General features: G+C 64.3%; 14 protein-coding genes. 2 read left to right on the top strand and 12 right to left on the bottom strand.

The features are described from left to right. Window positions 1-3 precede the first annotated feature (3 nt). From typA to ACGLHS_RS05885, 11 genes are all read right to left on the bottom strand, one after another. Complete coding sequence (gene typA / locus ACGLHS_RS05935; protein WP_394477714.1) at window positions 4-1,842, bottom strand: translational GTPase TypA; 1,839 nt, start codon at window positions 1,840-1,842, stop codon at window positions 4-6. Beyond that, window positions 1,839-2,807, bottom strand: a complete 969-nt coding sequence (truB, locus tag ACGLHS_RS05930; protein WP_394477712.1) for a tRNA pseudouridine(55) synthase TruB — start codon at window positions 2,805-2,807, stop codon at window positions 1,839-1,841. Before truB ends, typA begins: the two co-directional genes overlap by 4 nt. Before the next feature lie 2 nt (window positions 2,808-2,809). Beyond that, window positions 2,810-3,181, bottom strand: a complete 372-nt coding sequence (gene rbfA / locus ACGLHS_RS05925; protein WP_093239564.1) for a 30S ribosome-binding factor RbfA — start codon at window positions 3,179-3,181, stop codon at window positions 2,810-2,812. Between the two features lie 21 nt (window positions 3,182-3,202). Continuing rightward, window positions 3,203-6,178, bottom strand: a complete 2,976-nt coding sequence (infB, locus tag ACGLHS_RS05920; protein ID WP_093239562.1) for a translation initiation factor IF-2 — start codon at window positions 6,176-6,178, stop codon at window positions 3,203-3,205. Between the two features lie 24 nt (window positions 6,179-6,202). Continuing rightward, complete coding sequence (gene nusA, locus ACGLHS_RS05915; RefSeq protein ID WP_093239560.1) at window positions 6,203-7,696, bottom strand: transcription termination factor NusA; 1,494 nt, start codon at window positions 7,694-7,696, stop codon at window positions 6,203-6,205. Between the two features lie 16 nt (window positions 7,697-7,712). After that, window positions 7,713-8,366, bottom strand: coding sequence for a ribosome maturation factor RimP (gene rimP, locus ACGLHS_RS05910; protein ID WP_093239559.1), 654 nt, complete (start codon window positions 8,364-8,366; stop codon window positions 7,713-7,715). A gap of 187 nt (window positions 8,367-8,553) precedes the next feature. After that, the gene (locus tag ACGLHS_RS05905) at window positions 8,554-9,753 is read right to left on the bottom strand and encodes a YbfB/YjiJ family MFS transporter (protein ID WP_394477707.1); all 1,200 of its coding nucleotides are present in this window, start codon (window positions 9,751-9,753) and stop codon (window positions 8,554-8,556) included. A 16-nt stretch (window positions 9,754-9,769) separates the two neighbouring features. Continuing rightward, window positions 9,770-11,404 carry an ABC transporter ATP-binding protein gene (locus ACGLHS_RS05900; RefSeq protein ID WP_394477705.1) on the bottom strand — a complete coding sequence of 545 codons (1,635 nt, stop codon included), beginning with the start codon at window positions 11,402-11,404 and terminating at the stop codon, window positions 9,770-9,772. After that, window positions 11,404-12,429, bottom strand: a complete 1,026-nt coding sequence (locus ACGLHS_RS05895; RefSeq protein WP_394477703.1) for an ABC transporter permease — start codon at window positions 12,427-12,429, stop codon at window positions 11,404-11,406. Before ACGLHS_RS05895 ends, ACGLHS_RS05900 begins: the two co-directional genes overlap by 1 nt. A 10-nt stretch (window positions 12,430-12,439) precedes the next feature. Further along, window positions 12,440-13,453, bottom strand: a complete 1,014-nt coding sequence (locus ACGLHS_RS05890; RefSeq protein ID WP_394477701.1) for a microcin C ABC transporter permease YejB — start codon at window positions 13,451-13,453, stop codon at window positions 12,440-12,442. A gap of 24 nt (window positions 13,454-13,477) precedes the next feature. Next, window positions 13,478-15,289, bottom strand: a complete 1,812-nt coding sequence (locus ACGLHS_RS05885; protein ID WP_394477699.1) for an extracellular solute-binding protein — start codon at window positions 15,287-15,289, stop codon at window positions 13,478-13,480. Window positions 15,290-15,347: 58 nt separating this feature from the next. On the opposite strand from ACGLHS_RS05885, the gene fabI reads away from it, so the two are divergent. After that, complete coding sequence (gene fabI, locus ACGLHS_RS05880; RefSeq protein ID WP_093239549.1) at window positions 15,348-16,130, top strand: enoyl-ACP reductase FabI; 783 nt, start codon at window positions 15,348-15,350, stop codon at window positions 16,128-16,130. 67 nt (window positions 16,131-16,197) lie between these two features. Continuing rightward, complete coding sequence (locus tag ACGLHS_RS05875; RefSeq protein WP_394477696.1) at window positions 16,198-17,052, top strand: DNA ligase; 855 nt, start codon at window positions 16,198-16,200, stop codon at window positions 17,050-17,052. A 59-nt stretch (window positions 17,053-17,111) separates the two neighbouring features. On the opposite strand, the gene ACGLHS_RS05870 is transcribed toward ACGLHS_RS05875, so the two are convergent. Further along, window positions 17,112-19,409 carry an Orn/Lys/Arg decarboxylase N-terminal domain-containing protein gene (locus ACGLHS_RS05870; RefSeq protein ID WP_394477694.1) on the bottom strand — a complete coding sequence of 766 codons (2,298 nt, stop codon included), beginning with the start codon at window positions 19,407-19,409 and terminating at the stop codon, window positions 17,112-17,114. Between the last annotated feature and the right edge of the window lie 117 nt (window positions 19,410-19,526).

Here is a 19,526-nt window from a genome sequence, read left to right as displayed (position 1 = left end):
CGATCAGCCTTGCGACGTGTCGCGGCCGGCGCGCTTGCGCTCGTGTTCCTTCAGGAAACGCTTGCGCAGGCGAACGCTCTTGGGCGTGATTTCGACCAGCTCGTCGTCCTCGATGAATTCCACGCCGTATTCGAGCGTGAGTTCGATCGGAGGCGTGATCTTGATCGCGTCTTCCTTGCCCGAAACGCGGAAGTTGGTCAGCTGCTTGGTACGCGTGGCGTTCACCACGAGGTCGTTGTCGCGGCTGTGAATGCCGACGATCATGCCTTCGTACACCGGGTCGTTGGCGCGCACGAACATGCGGCCGCGGTCGTCCAGCTTGCCCAGGGCGTAGGTGAAGATTTCACCGTCGTCCATCGAGATCAGCACGCCGTTCTTGCGGCCGCCGATGTCGCCCTTGTGCGGCTCGTAGCTGTCGAAGATGTTGCTGATGAGACCCGAGCCACGCGTCAGGTTCAGGAATTCGTTCGTGAAGCCGATCAGGCCACGCGCCGGAATGCGGTACTCCAGGCGCACGCGGCCACGGCCGTCCGGTTCCATGTTGACCAGCTCGCCCTTGCGCTCGCCCAGCGCCTGCATCACGCCGCCCTGATGCTGGTCTTCGATGTCGGCCGTCACCAGCTCGATCGGTTCGTGCTTCTCGCCGTTGACGGTGCGGAACACCACGCGCGGCTTCGACACGGCCATTTCATAGCCTTCGCGGCGCATGTTCTCCAGAAGAATGGTCAGGTGCAGTTCGCCCCGGCCCATCACTTCGAAGATGCCTTCTTCGTCAGTCTCGTTCACGCGCAGCGCGACGTTGTGCTGCAGTTCCTTCTGCAGGCGGTCCCAGATCTGGCGGCTGGTGACGTACTTGCCTTCGCGGCCGGCCAGCGGGCTGGTGTTCACGCAGAAGTTCATGGTCAGGGTCGGCTCGTCGACCTTGAGCATGGGCAGCGGTGCCGGGTTGGCCGGGTCGGTCACGGTGACGCCGATGCCGATGTCGGCAATGCCGTTGATCAGCACGATCTCGCCAGGGCCCGCTTCGGTGGCCTGCACGCGGTCCAGGCCCTGGAAGGTCAGCACCTGGTTGACACGGCCCTTGATGGACTTGCCGTCCGGACCTTCCATCACCACCACGTCGGTCATCGGCTTCAGGGTGCCCTGGCTGATGCGGCCAACGCCGATGCGACCGACGAAGGTCGAGAAGTCGAGGGCCGAAATCTGCAGCTGCAGCGGCGCGGCGGGGTCACCCTTTTGCGACGGCACGTGCTTCAGGATGGTGTTGAACAGGGCCGACATGTCGGGGCCCCACTGCTCACCCTGCGCGCCCTCTTCCAGCGACGACCAGCCGTTGATGCCCGAGGCGTACACCACGGGGAAGTCGAGCTGTTCGTCGGTAGCGCCGAGCTTGTCGAACAGGTCGAAGGCCGCATTGACCACCTTGTCGGGGTTCGCACCGGGCTTGTCGACCTTGTTCACCACCAGGATGGGCTTCAGGCCCAGGGCCAGCGCCTTCTTGGTCACGAAGCGCGTCTGCGGCATCGGGCCTTCCTGGGCGTCGATCAGCAGCACCACGCCGTCGACCATCGACAGCGCGCGTTCCACTTCACCGCCGAAGTCCGCGTGGCCGGGGGTGTCGACGATGTTGATGTGCGTGCCTTCCCAGGTCACGGCGCAGTTCTTGGCCAGAATCGTGATGCCACGTTCTTTTTCGATGGCGTTGTTGTCCATCACCGTGTCGACGACCTTCTCGTGGTCGGCGAAGGTGCCCGACTGGCGCAGCAGCTGGTCGACCATGGTGGTCTTGCCATGGTCCACGTGGGCAATGATGGCGATATTGCGGATTTGCTTGGTACTCATGGTGTCGCTTCGGTCTGTTGTGCGTTCAAAAGAATTTGCTGGATTTCGATGGGGTTCAGCAAGCGCCCCGGGATCAGTTCGCCGGCCGCCACATGGGCCGTGCCGAGGAAGGCGTGCGGTTCGCTGCCGAACACGGCCACTTCTGCCGCATCGGCCCAGCCGCCACGGCGGCGCAGGCCCGAAAGAAAGCGTGCCGCATCTTCCGCGCCGAGCGTGACGCGGCTGTGGCCGTCCACCAGCGACTCGGCTGGCAGGAGTTGCGCCAGGCGCTCCTCTTCGTCCATGGCTTCGAGCGCTTCGAGCGTGACGCATTGCGCCTGCCCGAAATCGCCGGTCGCGGTGCGCCGCAGCGACGTCAGGTGGGCGCCGCAGCCGAGTGCCTCGCCGATGTCTTCGCCGAGGGTGCGAATGTACGTGCCCTTGCTCACGGTCGCCGCGATCCTGATGGCGCGCTGCCCTTGCGGGGCGGCGGCCTCGGTCACCTCCAGCTTGTGGATGACGACGTCGCGCGGAGCCCGCTCGACCTCGACGCCTTCGCGGGCGTACTCGTACAGCGCCTTGCCGTCTTTCTTGAGCGCGCTGTGCATCGGTGGCACCTGCCGGATCGGGCCGGTGAACTGCTGCTGCACGCGCGCCAAGTCTTCCGGCGTGACGTTGACAGGCCGTTCGGCGATCACGTCGCCTTCGGCATCGCCGGTCGCGGTCTTGACGCCGAGACGGGCCGTGGCCTCATAGGTCTTGTCGGCGTCCAGGTGCAACTGGCTGAATTTGGTGGCCGCGCCAAAGCAAAGCGGCAGGACGCCCGTCGCGAGCGGATCGAGCGTGCCGGTATGGCCCGCTTTTTCGGCGCGCAGCAACCACTTGGCCTTTTGCAAGGCCTGGTTGCTGGAGAGTCCCAGCGGCTTGTCGAGCAACAACACCCCATGCACAGGGCGCCGCTGCACCCTTGTGCGTGGCGCATTCATGGCTAGTCGTCTTTCGAACGCGAAGCGACGGCCTGCGCAATGAGCGCGTTCATGTCGGCGGCACGCTCGGTGGTGCGGTCGAACAGGAAGTGCAGCGTGGGCACGGTGTGGATATGCAGGCGCTTGAACAGGCCGTTGCGCAGGAAGCCCGCGGCCTGGTTGAGCGCTTCGGTGGTCTCGGTCACGTCGCCCGTGAGCATGCTGAAGTAGACCTTCGCATGCGCATAGTCGGGCGTGACCTCGACGGCCTGGATCGTGACCATGCCCACGCGCGGGTCCTTCAACTCGCGCGCGATCAGCTCCGTCAGATCCCGCTGGATCTGGTCGGCAACCTTGAACGCGCGGTTGGGGGCAGCGGCTTTTCTTTTCGGCATGGACTCTTTCGCATCGAACGCTTACAGCGTCCGGGCGATTTCCTTGATTTCGAAGAATTCGAGCTGATCGCCTTCTTTGATGTCGTTGTAGTTCTTGAGCTTGATACCGCACTCAAAACCTTCGCGGACTTCGCGGACATCGTCCTTCATGCGCTTGATCGAATCGATTTCGCCGGTGTAGATCACCACGTTGTCGCGCAGCAGGCGGAAATGCGCGCTGCGGTTGACCGAGCCCGAAGTGACGTACGAGCCGGCCACGGTGCCGATCTTCGAGGCCACGAACACCGTGCGGATCTCGGCCGAGCCGATGATCTCTTCGCGGCGCTCCGGTGCCAGCATGCCCGACATCGCAACCTTGATCTCGTCCACAGCGTCGTAAATGATGCTGTAGTAGTTCAGTTGCACGCCGTTGTTTTCGGCCAGCTTGCGCGCACCGGCATCGGCGCGCACGTTGAAGCCGATCACGACCGCCTTGGAGGCGATGGCGAGGTTGATGTCGTTCTCGCTGATACCGCCCACGCCGGCGTAGACGATCTGCACCTTGACTTCTTCGGTCGCCAGCTTGAGCAGCGATTGCGCCAGGGCTTCCTGCGAACCTTGCACGTCGGCCTTGATGATCAGGCGCAGCGTCTGCACTTCGCCCGCCGACAGGTCGGTGAACATGTTCTGCAGGTTCGCGGCCTGCTGCTTCGCCAGCTTGGTGTTGCGGAACTTGCCGGCACGGTAGGTGGCGATCTCGCGCGCACGGCGCTCGTCGGCCATCACCATGAACTCGTCGCCTGCTTGCGGCACTTCGGTCAGGCCCTGGATCTCGACCGGGATCGACGGACCCGCGGCCTTGATGGTCTTGCCGTCTTCGTCCAGCATGGCGCGCACGCGGCCGTAGGTGGAACCTGCCAGCACCACGTCGCCGGTCTTGAGCGTGCCGGACTGAACCAGCACGGTTGCGACCGGGCCACGGCCCTTGTCGAGCTGCGCTTCGATGACCAGACCCTTGGCGGCGGCATCCACCGGCGCCTTGAGTTCCAGCACTTCAGCCTGCAGCAGCACTTGTTCGAGCAGGTCGTCGATGCCCTGGCCGGTCTTGGCCGACACCGGCACGAACGGCACGTCGCCACCGTACTCTTCGGGCACGACCTCTTCGGCCACCAGTTCCTGCTTGACGCGGTCCAGGTTGGCGTCGGGCTTGTCCACCTTGTTGATGGCAACCACGATCGGCACACCCGCCGCCTTCGCGTGCTTGATGGCTTCCTTGGTCTGGGGCATGACGCCGTCGTCGGCCGCCACCACCAGGATCACGATGTCGGTGGCCTGTGCACCGCGGGCACGCATGGCCGTGAAAGCCTCGTGACCCGGGGTGTCGAGGAACGACACCATGCCGCGTTCGGTCTGCACGTGGTACGCGCCGATGTGCTGCGTGATGCCGCCGGCTTCGCCCGCTGCGACCTTGGCCCGGCGGATGTAGTCGAGCAGCGAGGTCTTGCCGTGGTCGACGTGACCCATGACGGTCACGACCGGTGCGCGCGGCAGGGCTTCTGCGGTTTGCGCCGACACGTCCTCGTCGGTGAAGGCTTCCGGATCGTCCAGCGCGGCAACCACGGCGTTGTGACCCATGTCCTCCACGATGATCATCGCGGTGTCCTGGTCGAGCGACTGGTTGATGGTCGCCATCATGCCGAGCTTCATCAGCTGCTTGATGACTTCCTGTGCCTTGACGGCCATCTTGTGTGCCAGTTCGGCCACGGTGATGGTTTCGGGCACGTGCACTTCGAGAACGCGCGCCTCGACCGGTGCGGCCGGTGCGTGTTGCTCGTCGTGACCGCCACGGTCATTGCCGCGACGGCCGCGCGGGCCTCCGCGCCAGTTGCCGCGACCGACGCCACCGCTGGCATCGCCGCGGGTCTTGATTTCCTTCTTCTTGGCAGGATCGCCAGCCCAGCTCGACGAGAGCTTGGCGGACTTGACTTCCTTGCCGGCACCGGCGGCGCCGGGCGCTGCTGCAGCACCGGGTGCGGCAGGCGCGCCGGGGCGTGCCGCCGGGGTGGCCGGCTTGTGCAGCGTGCCCTTGACCGCGGCCTTTTCGGGCTGCGGCTTCTCGGGCGCCTTGTGCGGCACCAGCACGCGGGCTGGTGCATTCATCATCGCGCGAATGGCTTCGGCTTCGGCGAGGGCCTTGCGGCGACGCTCGTCGAGGTCCTTGGCACGTGCAGCCTCTTCGTCGGCACGGGCCTTCGATTCGGCAGCGGCCTTGGCCTTTGCGTCTTCCTTGGCTTGCGTCGCGGCGGTCTGGGCGGCGAGCTTGGTGTCGGCGGCCTGCTGCTCGGCGGCAGCGGCGGCGGCCGTCACTGCGGGAGCGGGCGCGGCGGCCGGCTTGGCAGGCGTGTCCTTGGCCGCAGCGGTTGCGGCGGCAGCTGCAGCAGCGGCCTTCTTCTCGGCGGCGATGCGTGCGGCTTCTTGCTCGGCCTGTTCGGCGCGCTCGGCCTTTTCAGCCTGTTCGCGTTCGCGGGCTTCGGCTTCTTCGCGCAGACGGCGCTTTTCGGCCAGCTCTTCTTCCTGGCGGCGGATCAGCTCGGCTTGGCGGCGCGCTTCTTCCTCGCGGCGGGCCAGTTCGGCCTCGTCGACCTGGGGCGCAGCCGGCGCAGGTGCCGGTGCTTCAGCGCTTTGCTGTGCGTGTTCGGGCGTGGCCGGGTGGCCTTCATCGCGCTGGATGAACGTGCGCTTCTTGCGCACCTCGACCTGGATGGTGCGGGCGCGGCCGGTGGCATCGGCCTGCTTGATCTCGCTGGTCGACTTCTTGGTCAGCGTGATCTTCTTGCGCTCGGGCTCGACGGTGCCATGGCTGGCTTTGAGGTGGCCGAGCAAGCGCTGCTTGTCAGCCTCCGTGAGCGCATCGGTGGCGGCCGCTTTGGGCACGCCTGCGCTCTTGAGCTGGTCAAGCAAGGTTTCGGGAGTCTTCTTGAGCTCGTTCGCGAACTCGGCGACAGTGGTACTGGACATATTGGTTTCGTGCCTCCATGACCGTCACTCTTGGCCGGCGAACCAGTGTTCGCGGGCTTTCAAGATGAGGGCTTTGGCGTCATCGGCGCTGTGGCCGGTGATCTCGGTGAGTTCATCGACCGCAAGGTCGGCGAGGTCGTCACGGGTGTTCACACCCGCCTCGACCAGCTTGGGAATCAGCTCGGGGTCCAGGCCCTCGAGGTCATGCAGGTCCTGAGACACCTGCGGCTGCACCTCGACACCCTCCTCCTTGGCGATTTCCATGGTCAGCAGCGCATCCTTGGCACGCGAGCGCAGCTCATTGATCGTGTCTTCGTCGAAGGCCTCGATCTCCAGCATTTCGGAGATCGGCACATAGGCGACTTCTTCCAGGCTGTTGAAGCCTTCGGAGATCAGGATGTCGGCGATTTCTTCGTCGACGTCGAGCTTTTCCATGAAGAGCTTGCGGCTGGCATCCGTCTCGGTCGCCTGCTTCTGGGCCGACTCGTTGGCGTCCATGATGTTGATCTTCCAACCGGTCAGGTCGGAAGCCAGTCGCACGTTCTGGCCGCCGCGGCCGATGGCGATGGCGAGGTTCTCCTCATCGACCACCACGTCCATGGCGTGCTTTTCTTCATCGACGACGATCGACGACACGTTCGCCGGCGCCAGGGCACCGATCACGAACTGGGCCGGATCTTCGCTCCACAGCACGATGTCCACGCGCTCACCGGCGAGTTCGTTCGTGACGGCATTGACGCGGGTACCACGCACGCCGACGCAGGTGCCGATCGGGTCGACGCGCTTGTCGTGCGAGAGCACGGCGATCTTGGCGCGCGAACCCGGGTCACGGGCGCAGCTCTTGATTTCGAGCAGGCCTTGCTCGATCTCGGGCACTTCCTGGCGGAAGAGCTCGATCATGAACTCGGGGGCCGAGCGCGACAGGATGATCGGCGCGCCGCGCAGCGTCAGGTCGACTTCCATGATCATGGCGCGCACGCGGTCGCCATTGCGCAGGTTTTCCTTGGCGATCATCTCGCTGCGGCGCAGGCGGCCTTCGACGCGACCGGCCTCGACGATGATGTCGCCCTTGTCCAGGCGCTTGACGGTACCGACGAAGATCTTGTCGCCACGCGACATGAAGTCGTTGAGCAGCATTTCGCGCTCGGCGTCGCGAATCTTCTGCAGGATCACCTGCTTGGCAGCCATGGCGCCGATACGGCCGATCGGCACCGAATCCACCGCTTCTTCGATGTACTCGCCGACTTCGATGTCCGACATTTCTTCCTTGGCTTCGAACAGGAGGATTTCCTGGTCGGGCAGCTGCAGGCCGGCTTCGTCGGGAACGACGTGCCAACGGCGGAAGGTCTCGTAGTCGCCACTGTCGCGATCGACCGAGACGCGGATGTCCACGTCACCCTGATGGAGCTTCTTGGTGGCTTGCGCCAGTGCGGACTCGACTGCGCCGAAGACGACGTCACGCTCGACGTTCTTCTCGCGCGAGATCGCATCCACCAACATCAACATTTCGCGATTCATGCCACCACTCCTCTGGTCAGTCCGGAACATTCGTTCCGTCGTCAATATCCGAAAAACCCGGTTGGGTTTTGGCCTTGCGGCCCTTGAAATCCACAATGGGCGCGAGCCGCGCATCGCGCAGCTCGTCCAGCACGAAGCCCAGCGCGTGCAGGGGTGCAGGCGCGCGCTTCTTGCTTACTTTTTGACCCGGCTTGGGCTTGGGCGCATCGCTCCAGACGATTTGCCAACCCGGGGCCGCACCCTCGGCAGCCCCTTGCGCCTTTTCGGCACGCTCCAGCGTGCCGCGAAACTTCTTGCGGGTGGCCGACACCTGGCCCGCCGCGGCAGCCCCCATGGGCGCCTTGAGCGTGATGTCGATTTCCGACCCGACAAAACGCTCGAAATCCTGCTCATTGCGCAGCGGGCGATCGATACCGGGCGAGGAAACCTCGAGCCGCTTGTAATCGACGCCATCGACTTCGAGCGCAAATTGCAATTGCCGCGTGACTTTTTCGCAGTCTTCCACCGTCACGAACGGCTCGGGCACACCCGCAGCCACATCTTCAGAGGTGGGGGCCGTCCAGGGCAAATCAATCGTCACGCGCAGCAATCCCCCGGCCGAGCGTTCGATCTCAACCAGGTCGTAGCCAAGACCGGCCACGGTTTGTTCCACTATTTGCTGCAATGCCACGTGTTTGAAAGTGCCTTTTAAATACCGAACCCGCGCATCCGCCCCGCCGCGGATACCCGAATCCCAATGATCTCAATGAGTGCTCAGAATGAATAGACCAAAAAAAACGGGCGGTTGGTACCCGCCCGTTTGGTCGTGAGCCTCGAATTATATGCTATTCGTGTGATAAATGAAGGGGCATTCGCACTCAGGCAGCCATTGGCGCACGAGATTTGGACCAAACCACCGCAAACAACACCGCACCGAGCGCCAGGGCGGCGGCGGCGACCAGCAGCGGGAGCTCGAAAGACCCGGTTCGCTGGGCCAACGGCGCCGCAAACAGCGGCCCGATGATCTGCCCCACGCCATACGACGCCGTCGCGTAGCCGATCAGCCCGGCGGCCGCATTGCCACGCAGGCGGCGCGCCTCCCGCATCGCGAAAAGCGTGATGGCCGTGAACGGCATCCCGAGTAACAGGCTGCCGAGCGCGAACCCGCCGATGGTCGGCCATGCCACCGACAGCACCACGCCGAGCGCCTGCAGTGCATAAGCCACGGCCAGCAGCAGGCGGTTGTCCCAGTAGGTCGGCGCGCGTGCCCCGATGAGAGCGCCCGGAATGATGGCCAGCCCGAACAGCGGCCAGAAGAAGTCGGGCCACGACGAACCGGGCAGCGCCTGGCGCGCGATCACCGGGAGAAAGGTCGCCGTGATGATGTAGCCGAAACCCGCCAGACCATAGAGCGCAACCAGCCAGATCGCGTCGCTGCGGGCGGCCGCCGTTCCAGCAGCAGCGCCTGCCGTCACTGGCGCCGGCGCAGCGGCACCGCTCGCCGGCTGTTCGCCATCGTCAAACACGCGCCAGATCACGGCGATCAGCACGATCGCGAGAAGACCAAGGCCCATCCACCCCGCTTCGGAACCCCAGCGCCCCAAGGCGCCGCCCAGCAATCCAGTCATCGCGATCCCGATGCCCGGCCCGGTGTAGATCACGCCCGCCAGCGTCGGCGCATTCGTTTCGGCCAGCCGCCGCATGCCCCAGCCCGAGGCGAAGACGAAGACCCAGGCGCTCATCACGCCCGCAGCGGTACGCAGGACACCCCACCCGATGAAGCTGTGAAGCAGCCCCATGCCGAGCAGCAGCGCTGCGGTGGCAACCAACCCGCCGCGCACCATGCTCGACGCCTTGATTCCGATGGCTGCACAGCTGACTGCACCGAAGAAATAACCCAGGTAATTGAGCGACGCCAGCACGCCGCCGCCCGCAAGCTCCAGCTTTCCCTCGTGCAGCATGATGGGCAGCATGGGCGTGAAGGCAAAGCGCCCTAGGCCCATCGCCACCGCCAGGGTGACCATGCACGCCAGTGCTGCACGCCAGGCACCGCGCCGGTCGCGTCCGATTTCCGACATTTCCTGCAATCTCCGTTTATTCCAGCAGCGCCGCGGCCACCAGTTTTTTTGTATAGGGATGCGCCGGCGCATCAAGCACCCGCTCGACCGGCCCGGCTTCAAGGATCGCTCCATCCTTCATCACGATGACCTCGTGCGCCATGGCGCGGATCACTTCGACATCGTGCGTGATCAGCAGATAGCTCAGACCCCGCTCCCGCTGCAAGCGCTGCAGCAGGCTCAGCACCTGCTTCTGGATCGTCACGTCGAGCGCGCTGGTCGGCTCGTCGAGCACCAGCAATTGCGGATCGACGATCAGTGCACGCGCAATCGCCAGGCGCTGGCGCTGCCCGCCCGAAAACTCATGCGGGTAACGCTCGAGCAGCGACGGAAACTGCGCCTCGGTCAACCCGACATCGGCCAGCGCCGTGAGTGCGCGGGCGCGGCGGGCCTCGGTGCCGAGTTCGGGCGCATGCACGCGCAAGCCTTCACCCACGATCTGCTCCACCGTCATACGCGGCGAGAGCGACGAAAACGGATCCTGGAACACCACCTGCATGACCCGGCGCAGGCCCAGGTCGGAAGCCCGATCCACCGCCCACCCCTTGCCGTCGACTTTTAACGTACCTTGGTGCTTCAGCAGGCCAAGCGCCGCAAGCGCAAGCGTCGACTTGCCCGACCCCGACTCCCCGACCACGCCCAGTGTTTCGCCCGGCACGATGCGGAAGTCCGCGCCTTGCACAGCGACGAATTCACCCTTGCGGAACCAGCCCGCGAAGCCAGGGCGGGGCACCGGGTAGATCACGCGCAAGGCCTTGGCTTCGAGCACCGGTGCCGCCTCGTCCCGCGCGGCGACCGCCACCACATCGCGCTGCGGATGGCTGTCGATCAGCTTGCGGGTGTACGGGTGCTGCGGCGCTTCGAACAGGCGCGCCACGGCGCCATGCTCGACCACGTGGCCGCTCTCCATGACCACCACCCGGTCGGCGAAGCGACGCACCAGGTTCAGGTCGTGGGTGATCAGCAGCACGGCCATGCCGTACTTGCGCTGCAGGCCCGCCAGCAATTCAAGGATTTGCGCGCGCACGGTGACGTCGAGCGCGGTGGTCGGCTCGTCCGCCAACAGCAGGCGCGGCTTGCAGGCGAGCGCCATCGCGATCATGGCGCGCTGCCGTTGGCCGCCCGAAAGCTGGTGCGGAAACGCCCTCGCCCGCCGCTCCGGCTCCGGAATACCGGTGTCGGCCAGCAACTGGACGGCCGCCGCTTGCGCGGCACGAGCCGACAACCCTTCATGCAACTCCAGCACCTCGGCGATCTGGTCGCCAACGCTGTAGAGCGCATTGAGCGCGGTCATCGGCTCCTGGAAGATCATCGCGATCTCCTTGCCTCGGATGCCACGCAATTCGCGCTCGGGGATCGACAGCAGATCGCGCGCATTGTTCTGCGCATGCTCCGGGCCGAAGAGCCTTGCGACGCCGGCAAGATCGGCGTTCTGCACCAGGCGCAGCAGCGACAGCGCCGTAACCGTCTTGCCCGAGCCCGATTCACCGACGAGCGCGAGTTTTTCGCCCGCGGCGATCTGGAAGTCGATGCCGTGCACCACCTCCTTGCCGCTGAACGCGACGCGCAGGCCCTTCACGTCGAGCAGGGGTTGGTTCTTGGTGTCGCTCATCACTTGTCGGCCTTCCGGGGGTCGAGTGCGTCGCGCAGCGCGTCGCCCATGAAGGTCAGCAGCATCAGCGTGACGACCAGCACGACGAAAGTGGACAACGAGATCCACCAGGCGTCGATGTTGCCCTTGCCCTGGCTCAGCAATTCGCCGAGCGATGGCGTGCCTTGAGGCACGCCAAGGCCGAGAAAGTCGAGCGAGGTCAACGCAAGAATCGCCGCGCTCATGCGGAACGGCAGGAAGGTCACGACGGGCACCATGCTGTTGGGCAGGATGTGGCGCCACATGATCTGCAGATTGCCCACGCCGAGCGCGCGCGCCGCACGCACGTAGTCCATCTGGCGGTTGCGCAGGAACTCGGCGCGCACGTAGTCCGACAGCCCCATCCAGCCAAACAGGCTCAGCAGGATCAGCAGCAACGCCACGCTGGGCGTAAAGATCGCGCTGAAGATGATCAGCAGGTACAGCTCGGGCATCGCTCCCCAGATCTCGATCAGGCGCTGGAATGTCAGGTCGATCTTCCCGCCGAAGAACCCCTGCACGGCACCGGTCGCGATGCCCACCACCACCCCGATCACCGTGAGCGCCAGCGCAAACAGCACGCTCACACGAAAACCGTAGATCAGTTGGGCCAGCAGATCGCGCCCCCGCTCATCCGTACCGAGCAGGTTCTCGCGCGAGGGGGCCGCAGGGTTCGGAGGCTTCGAGAAATAGTTGAGCGTGCTCGGGCCATAGCGATTGGGCGCATAGAGCGCCCAGTTGCCGCCCTGCGTGATGCGTTGTTCGACGAACGGATCGAGGTAGTCGGCCGGCGTTTCGAAATCGCCGCCGAAGGTCTTCTCGGAATAGTCCCGCAGCACCGGGAAATAGGTCTTTCCTTCATAGCGCACCACGAGCGGCTTGTCGGTGGAAAGCACATCGGCAAAGAGGCTCAGCACCACCAGTGCCGAAAAAATCAGGAGGCTCCAGAACCCCAGCGGATTGCGGCGGAAACGGCGCCAGGCACGGCGCCCCGGGCTCACGGACACGGCAGGCGCTTTAGTCAAACTTCACCCTCGGATCGACCCAGACATAGCAAAGATCGGAAATGAGCTTGGTCACCAGGCCGATCAGCGTGAACAGATAGAGCGTGCCCAGGAACACCGGGTAGTCACGCCGCAAGACGCTCTCGTAGCTGAGCAAGCCCATCCCGTCGAGCGAAAACAGCGTCTCGATCAGCAGCGCACCCGAAAAGAATGCGCCGATGAAGGCTGTCGGAAAGCCCGTGATGATCGGGATCAGCGCGTTGCGGAACACGTGCTTCCAGAGCACCTGGCGTTCGGCCAGCCCCTTGGCACGTGCCGTCAGCACGTATTGCTTGCGGATCTCTTCGAGGAAGGAATTCTTGGTGAGCATCGCGGTGATCGCGAAACTGCCCAGCACCATCGCCGTCACCGGCAACGTGATGTGCCACAGGTAGTCGGCAATGCGGGCGCCCCAGCTCAGCGACTCCCAATTCGGCGAAGTCAGCCCGCGCAGCGGAAACCACTGCAACTGCCCCCCGAAGATCACGAGCAGCGCCACGCCGAGCACGAAGCCCGGGATGGCGTAGCCGACGAGCACCAGCAGCGTCGTCAGAAAATCGAAACGTGAGCCGGCGCGCACGGCTTTCGCGACACCCAGCGGCACGGCGATCAGGTAGCTGATGAAGAAAGTCCACAGGCCGAGGCTGATGGAAACCGGCAGCTTCTCCTTGATGAGTTGCCACACGTCCTTGCTCTGAAAGAAGCTCTTGCCCAGATCGAAGCGTGCGAACTGCTTGAGCATCTGCCAGAAGCGCTCGGGCGCCGGCTTGTCGAAGCCGTAGAGAGCCTTGATCTCGGCCACCTGCTTGGCATCGAGCGTGCGCCCCGTGGGACCGCCCGAGATGCGGTTCTCCTTGTTGGTCAGTTGCGACAGCAACTGCTCGGCCGGGCCGCCCGGAACGAATTGAACGATCGCGAAATTGAGAAGCAGCACCCCGAACAAGGTGGGAATGATCAGCAGAAGGCGTCGGATCAGGTAGGCGGCCATGCGGTCTGTCTGTGTCGGGTCGGTCTACTTCGTGGCCGGGTCGATCCACCACATCGTCAGCATCGCCGAGCTGGCGAGAAGACGCTGAGGCAACGGTGCCTCGGGGCGGTGCAGCTTGCGCTTGTGGGCAATGAAATATTGCTTGCCGTAGTACATCGGGATCACGTAGTGCTGGTGGAGCAAGTAACGATCCAGCAGCCGCGCTCCTGCCGCCAGCGACTTGCGATCCTGGCTGTTGACGATCACTTCAAGAATCTCGTCGATCACTGGATCGCTGATGCCGCTGAGGTTCTGGCTGCCCTTCTCCGCGGCCGATTTCGAGCCGAAGTCGTCATACAGCTCGTTGCCGGGACTGGACGATCCGCCCACAAGGCTGATGGTCATGTCGAAGTCGAAGTCGTCCTGCTTTTTCTTCAGCAGGCTCGGGTCACGCAGGCGGTACTCCAACGCGATGCCCAGCTTGGCGAGATTGCGCGCATAGGGCGCCAGCACCACACCGGAGCTGCGGTCCGAGATGTCGAAATTGATCACGAAAGGCGTGCCGTCCTTGTCGCGCAGCGCACCATCGCGGTAGGTCCAGCCTGCCTCCTTGAGCAGCTCCTGTGCGCGGACAAGGTTGCGTCGCAGGCCTTCGGCGGTGTCTCCGCTGCTGTCGGGGCGCGGCAGTTCACCCTTCACGTTGTCGAGGTAGCGCTGCTTGTTCTTGAGGTGATCAATCAACACCTGCTCCTCAGGACTGACCTCGGGCTGGGCCATCAGGTCGTCGCTGTTCTGGAAGTAGCTCGTCGTGCGGCCCCTGCGCCCATAGAAGAGATGCTGGTTGAGCCAGTCGAAATCGAAGGCCAGCGCTAATGCGCGGCGCACGCGCATATCCATGAAACGGGACTGCCGCAGGTTGGGCGCAAGGCCCTGCATGCCAGTGAAGCGGCGATGCGAAATCTCTTCCTTGATCAGCTCACCGGAATCGAAGCGGCGGCCCTTGTAGCGGCGCACCCAGGCGATGATCGAGCGTTCTTCCATCGCGTCGAGCGAGCCCGCCTTGAGCGACTCTTCCTGGCCCAACGCGTCCTTGAAGTACTGGTAGGTCACCGAGCCGAAATTGAACATTCCCTTGCGCACCGGGAGATCGGCAGCCCAGTAGTCCGGCCGCCGGCGGTACGAGATGTACTTGCCGTAGTCGACCTTGTCGACGACATACGGCCCGCTCGCAATCGGTGGCTCGCTCACGATCTGGTCGAACGGCTTACCCTTGCCCCAGGCGCTCGAGAACACCGGCATGCTGCCGATGATCATGTGCAGCTCGGCGTTCTGGCGCCTGAAGTCGAAACGAACCGCGCGCTCCCCCACCACCACGGCATCCTTGATGTCGGCCCAGTAGGAACGGAAGGTCGGCCCCGCCTGCTTGCTCATCAAGGTGTCGAAGGAGTACTTCACGTCCTTCGCCAGCACGGGCGAGCCGTCGGAAAACCGGGCCTTGGGATTCAGGCGAAAGGTGACGCTCAGGCGGTCGGCGGCAAGCTGCACATCTTCCGCCAGCAATCCGTATTGGGAGAAGGGCTCGTCTTCGCTGGGCGTCGTCAATGAATCGAAGATCAGGCCGTACTCGGAGAACACGAAGCCGTTGGCGCTGTAGCCCATGCCCTCCGGCGGCACGCCCCTCAATGTGAACGGGTTGAGCTTGTCGAAAGTCCCGCTGGCCGACAGCATCAGGTCGCCGCCCTTGGGCGCGTCGGGGTTCACGTAATCGAAATTCTTGAACGACGCCGGGTATTTCGGCTCGTAGCCCATGCCCAGGCCATGCGCGGCCCACGAGGGAAGCGCCAAGAGAGCCAACATCAGAAGCAGCCAACCTCGCATGCGAGAATTCTGCCCAAGATTTTCACAAGGCAACTTCATGGGCTTTCTTTCCGGCAAAAAACTGTTGATCACCGGTGTGTTGAGCAATCGCTCCATTGCTTATGGCATTGCCAAGGCCTGCCATGAGCAGGGCGCCGAGCTCGCCTTCAGTTATGTCGGCGAGCGATTCAAGGACCGTATCACCGAATATGCCGCAGACTTCGGCTCGAAGCTGATTTTCGACTGCGACGTGAGCGACGATGCACAGATCGACAAGCTCTTCGCCGATCTCGCCCAGGCCTGGCCGAAGTTCGACGGCTTCGTGCACAGCATCGGCTTCGCACCGCGCGAAGCCATCGCGGGCGACTTCCTCGAAGGCCTCTCGCGCGAGGGCTTCAAGGTCGCGCACGACATCAGCGCGTACAGCTTCCCGGCCATGGCCAAGGCGGCCCTGCCCTACCTCAACGACAAGTCGGCCCTGCTCACGCTGACCTACCTGGGCGCCGAACGCGCGCTGCCCAACTACAACACGATGGGCCTGGCCAAGGCTTCGCTCGAAGCCTCGGTGCGCTACACCGCCTCCTCGCTCGGCCCGAAGGGCATGCGCGTGAATGGCATCAGCGCTGGCCCGATCAAGACGCTGGCGGCCAGCGGCATCAAGGGCTTCGGCAAGATGCTGGCCGCCGTGGCCGACGCCTCGCCGATCCGCCGCAACGTGACGATCGAGGAAGTCGGCAATGTGGCCGCCTTCCTGCTGAGCGACTTGGCCAGCGGCGTGACGGCAGAGATCACCTACGTGGACGGTGGCTTCAGCAACGTCGTCGGGGGCATGGCGGAATAAGCGCCGAGCCCAACTGGCTTGAAGCGGCCGCCTTGCGGCCGTTTTTCGCTCTTTATTTCATAGCATCGTGCTGAATCGACGCACCCTTCTGCTGGCCGGCCTCGGCGCGACACTGGCGCGCGGCGCGTTCGCGCGCGACGCCGCGCCATCGCTGATGCTCGCCGAGGTCTACCGTCGCGGCATGTCGCTGAACGACTACTGGGTCAGCGAAAAATTCGACGGCGTGCGCGGCTACTGGGATGGCAAGCAGCTCTGGACGCGCGGCGGCGAAAAGGTCGTGGCACCGGCATGGTTCACAGCCCCGCTGCCCCGGCAGCCCATGGACGGCGAACTGTGGGCGGGCCGCGGCCGTTTTTCTCACGCGGTATCGACCGTGCGCAGCCAGACGCCGAACGACGTCGCCTGGCGCGAGATGCGCTTCATGGTGTTCGACCTGCCATCACGCGGTGGCGACTTCACCACCCGGCTGGCGGCCCTGCGCAAGCTGCTGCCCATCACCGATGCGCCCTGGATCGTGCCCGTTCCACAACAGCGCGCGACCACGCACGAGGAACTGCAGGCCCTGCTCGACAAGACCGTGAAGATGGGCGGCGAAGGCCTGATGCTGCATCGCGGCAGCTCGCTCTACCTGGGTGGACGCAACAACGACCTGCTGAAGGTCAAGCCTTTCGACGATGCCGAGGCACGCGTCGTCGAACATGTGCCCGGCAAAGGCAAGCACAGCGGCCGGCTCGGCGCGCTGGTGGTCGAAACGCCCGAGGGCAAGCGCTTCAAGCTTGGCAGCGGCCTGACCGACGCCGAGCGCGAGAACCCGCCGCCGATCGGCAGCTGGGTCACTTACCGCTACAACGGCCTGAACCCGAGCGGCCTGCCCCGCTTCGCGCGCTTCATGCGGATTCGAGAAGACGCTCCGCGTTCCTGAAGAAGAAAGCAAAAGGGGCGCCACTGCAGCGCCCCTTTCTCGATTGCAGCCGTCAGCTGTCAGCTGGCCTTGCGCACGCAATCCGCGTAGTAACGCTTCTTGCCCGTCTCGTCGATGCGCGCCACCAGACCATGGATGTCGGTCTCGAAGCCCGGGCACTGGGTGTTGAACTCGCGCGAGAACTTGAGGTAGTCGACGATCTTCTTGTTGAACACTTCGCCCGGAATCAGCAACGGAATGCCCGGTGGGTACGGCGTGATCAGGCTGGTGGTGATGCGGCCTTCGAGTTCGTCGATCTCCACGCGTTCGGTCTTGCGGTGCGCGATGTGGGCGAAGGCGTCGCTGGGCTTCATGGCCGGCGTGAGGTCGCTCAGGTACATCTCGGTCGTGAGGCGGGCCACGTCGTAGCGCGCGTACAGCTGGTGGATGTGCTGGCACAGGTCGCGCAGGCCGAGGCGTTCGTAGCCCGGGTGCTGCTGGCAGAACTCCGGCAGGATGCGCCACATCGGCTGGTTGCGCGCGTAGTCGTCCTTGAACTGCTGCAGCGCAGTCAGCAGCGTGTTCCACCGGCCCTTGGTGATGCCGATGGTGAACATGATGAAGAAGCTGTACAGGCCCGTCTTCTCGACGATCACGCCATGCTCGGCGAGGAACTTGGTCACCACGCTCGCAGGAATACCGGTCTCGGCGAAGTTGCCTTCGAGATCCAGGCCCGGCGTGACGATGGTCGACTTGATCGGGTCGAGCATGTTGAAGCCGTCGGCCAGCTCGCCGAAGCCGTGCCAGTTGCGCGGCGACTTCTTGCTCTTCGGCTGGCGATTCTTCTCGCCGTGCATGATCCAGTCTTCGGCGCGGCCGATGCCTTCGTCGACGAGCTTCTCGGGGCCCCAGACCTTGAACCACCACTCGTCCTTGCCGAACTCTTCCTCGACCTTGCGCATGGCGCGGCGGAAGTCGAGCGCTTCAAGAATGCTTTCTTCCACCAGCGCGGTGCCGCCGGGCGGCTCCATCATGGCGGCGGCCACGTCGCAGCTCGCGATGATCGCGTACTGCGGGCTGGTCGACGAGTGCATCAGGTAGGCCTCGTTGAAGAGGTCGCGGTCGAGCTGGCGGTTCTGCGAGTCCTGCACCAGCACGTGGCTCGCCTGGCTGATGCCGGCCAGCAGCTTGTGGGTGGATTGCGTGGCGAACACCAGCGACTCCTTCGGCCGCACGCGGCGCTTGCCCATCGCGTGGTAGGCGCCGTAGAACGGATGGAAGGCGGCGTGCGGCAGCCAGGCCTCGTCGAAGTGCAGCGTGTCGACGTAGCCGTCGAGCATGTTCTTGATGGTTTCGGTGTTGTAGATCACGCCGTCGTAGGTCGACTGGGTGAGCGTCATCACGCGCGGCTTGACCTTGTTCGGGTCCACGTCGGCCAGCAGCGGATTGGCCTTGATCTTGGCCTTGATGGCGCTCTGCTCGAACTCGCTCTTCGGGATCGGGCCGATGATGCCGAAGTGGTTGCGCGTGGGCTTCATGAACACCGGAATCGCGCCGGTCATGATGATCGCGTGCAGGATCGACTTGTGGCAGTTGCGGTCGACCACGACCACATCGTCGGGCGCCACCGTGTGGTGCCACACCATCTTGTTGCTGGTGCTGGTGCCGTTGGTCACGAAGAAGCAGTGGTCGGCATTGAAGATGCGCGCCGCATTGCGTTCGCTGGCCGCCACGGGGCCGGTGTGGTCGAGCAACTGGCCGAGTTCTTCCACGGCGTTGCAGACGTCGGCGCGCAGCATGTTCTCGCCGAAGAACTGGTGGAACATCTGGCCCACAGGGCTCTTGAGGAACGCCACGCCGCCCGAGTGGCCCGGGCAGTGCCACGAATATGAACCGTCTTCGGCGTAGTCGATCAGCGCCTTGAAGAACGGCGGCTGCACGCCTTCGAGGTAGGCCTTGGCCTCGCGGATGATGTGGCGCGCCACGAACTCGGGCGTGTCCTCGAACATGTGGATGAAGCCGTGCAGCTCACGCAGGATGTCGTTCGGGATGTGGCGCGAGGTCTTGGTTTCGCCGTAGATGTAGATCGGCACGTCGGCGTTCTTGCGCCGCACTTCGCCGATGAAGTTGCGCAGGCTCAGCACGGCGGGGTCGAGGTCGGGGCCGACCGTGAACTCCTCGTCGTCGATCGACAGGATGAACGCGCTGGCGCGGCTTTGCTGCTGCGCGAACTGGCTCAGGTCGCCGTAGCTCGTGACGCCCAGCACCTCGAAGCCCTCGCTTTCGAAGGCTTGCGCGAGCGCGCGGATGCCGAGGCCCGAAGTGTTTTCGGAGCGGAAGTCCTCGTCGATGATGACGATGGGAAAGCGGAATTTCATGAGCGGGGCTCCGGACAGGCAGTAAGGCGAGGCAATGAGGCGAGGCGCGAAGTGTACGGAATTCAGATGAAGAATCTGGTCAGCCTGCAGCAAGACATTCGAGCCATGGCGCCAAGA

The organism is Variovorax sp. VaC1 (genome assembly GCF_043658315.1).
Taxonomy (GTDB): Bacteria; Pseudomonadota; Gammaproteobacteria; order Burkholderiales; family Burkholderiaceae_C; genus Variovorax.
The sequence above is the reverse complement of the archived record's forward strand: the minus strand, read 5'-3'. Positions and strand labels throughout refer to the sequence as shown.

Coding starts and splice junctions, on each gene's coding strand:
- ACGLHS_RS05890 (WP_394477701.1), bottom strand. CDS start 13,453: ATGGCCGCCTACCTGATCCGACGCCTTCTGCTGATCATTCCCACCTTG.
- fabI (WP_093239549.1), top strand. CDS start 15,348: ATGGGCTTTCTTTCCGGCAAAAAACTGTTGATCACCGGTGTGTTGAGC.
- ACGLHS_RS05885 (WP_394477699.1), bottom strand. CDS start 15,289: ATGTTGGCTCTCTTGGCGCTTCCCTCGTGGGCCGCGCATGGCCTGGGC.
- ACGLHS_RS05870 (WP_394477694.1), bottom strand. CDS start 19,409: ATGAAATTCCGCTTTCCCATCGTCATCATCGACGAGGACTTCCGCTCC.
- rbfA (WP_093239564.1), bottom strand. CDS start 3,181: ATGCCGAAAAGAAAAGCCGCTGCCCCCAACCGCGCGTTCAAGGTTGCC.
- nusA (WP_093239560.1), bottom strand. CDS start 7,696: ATGAATCGCGAAATGTTGATGTTGGTGGATGCGATCTCGCGCGAGAAG.
- truB (WP_394477712.1), bottom strand. CDS start 2,807: ATGAATGCGCCACGCACAAGGGTGCAGCGGCGCCCTGTGCATGGGGTG.
- ACGLHS_RS05905 (WP_394477707.1), bottom strand. CDS start 9,753: ATGTCGGAAATCGGACGCGACCGGCGCGGTGCCTGGCGTGCAGCACTG.
- ACGLHS_RS05900 (WP_394477705.1), bottom strand. CDS start 11,404: ATGAGCGACACCAAGAACCAACCCCTGCTCGACGTGAAGGGCCTGCGC.
- infB (WP_093239562.1), bottom strand. CDS start 6,178: ATGTCCAGTACCACTGTCGCCGAGTTCGCGAACGAGCTCAAGAAGACT.
- typA (WP_394477714.1), bottom strand. CDS start 1,842: ATGAGTACCAAGCAAATCCGCAATATCGCCATCATTGCCCACGTGGAC.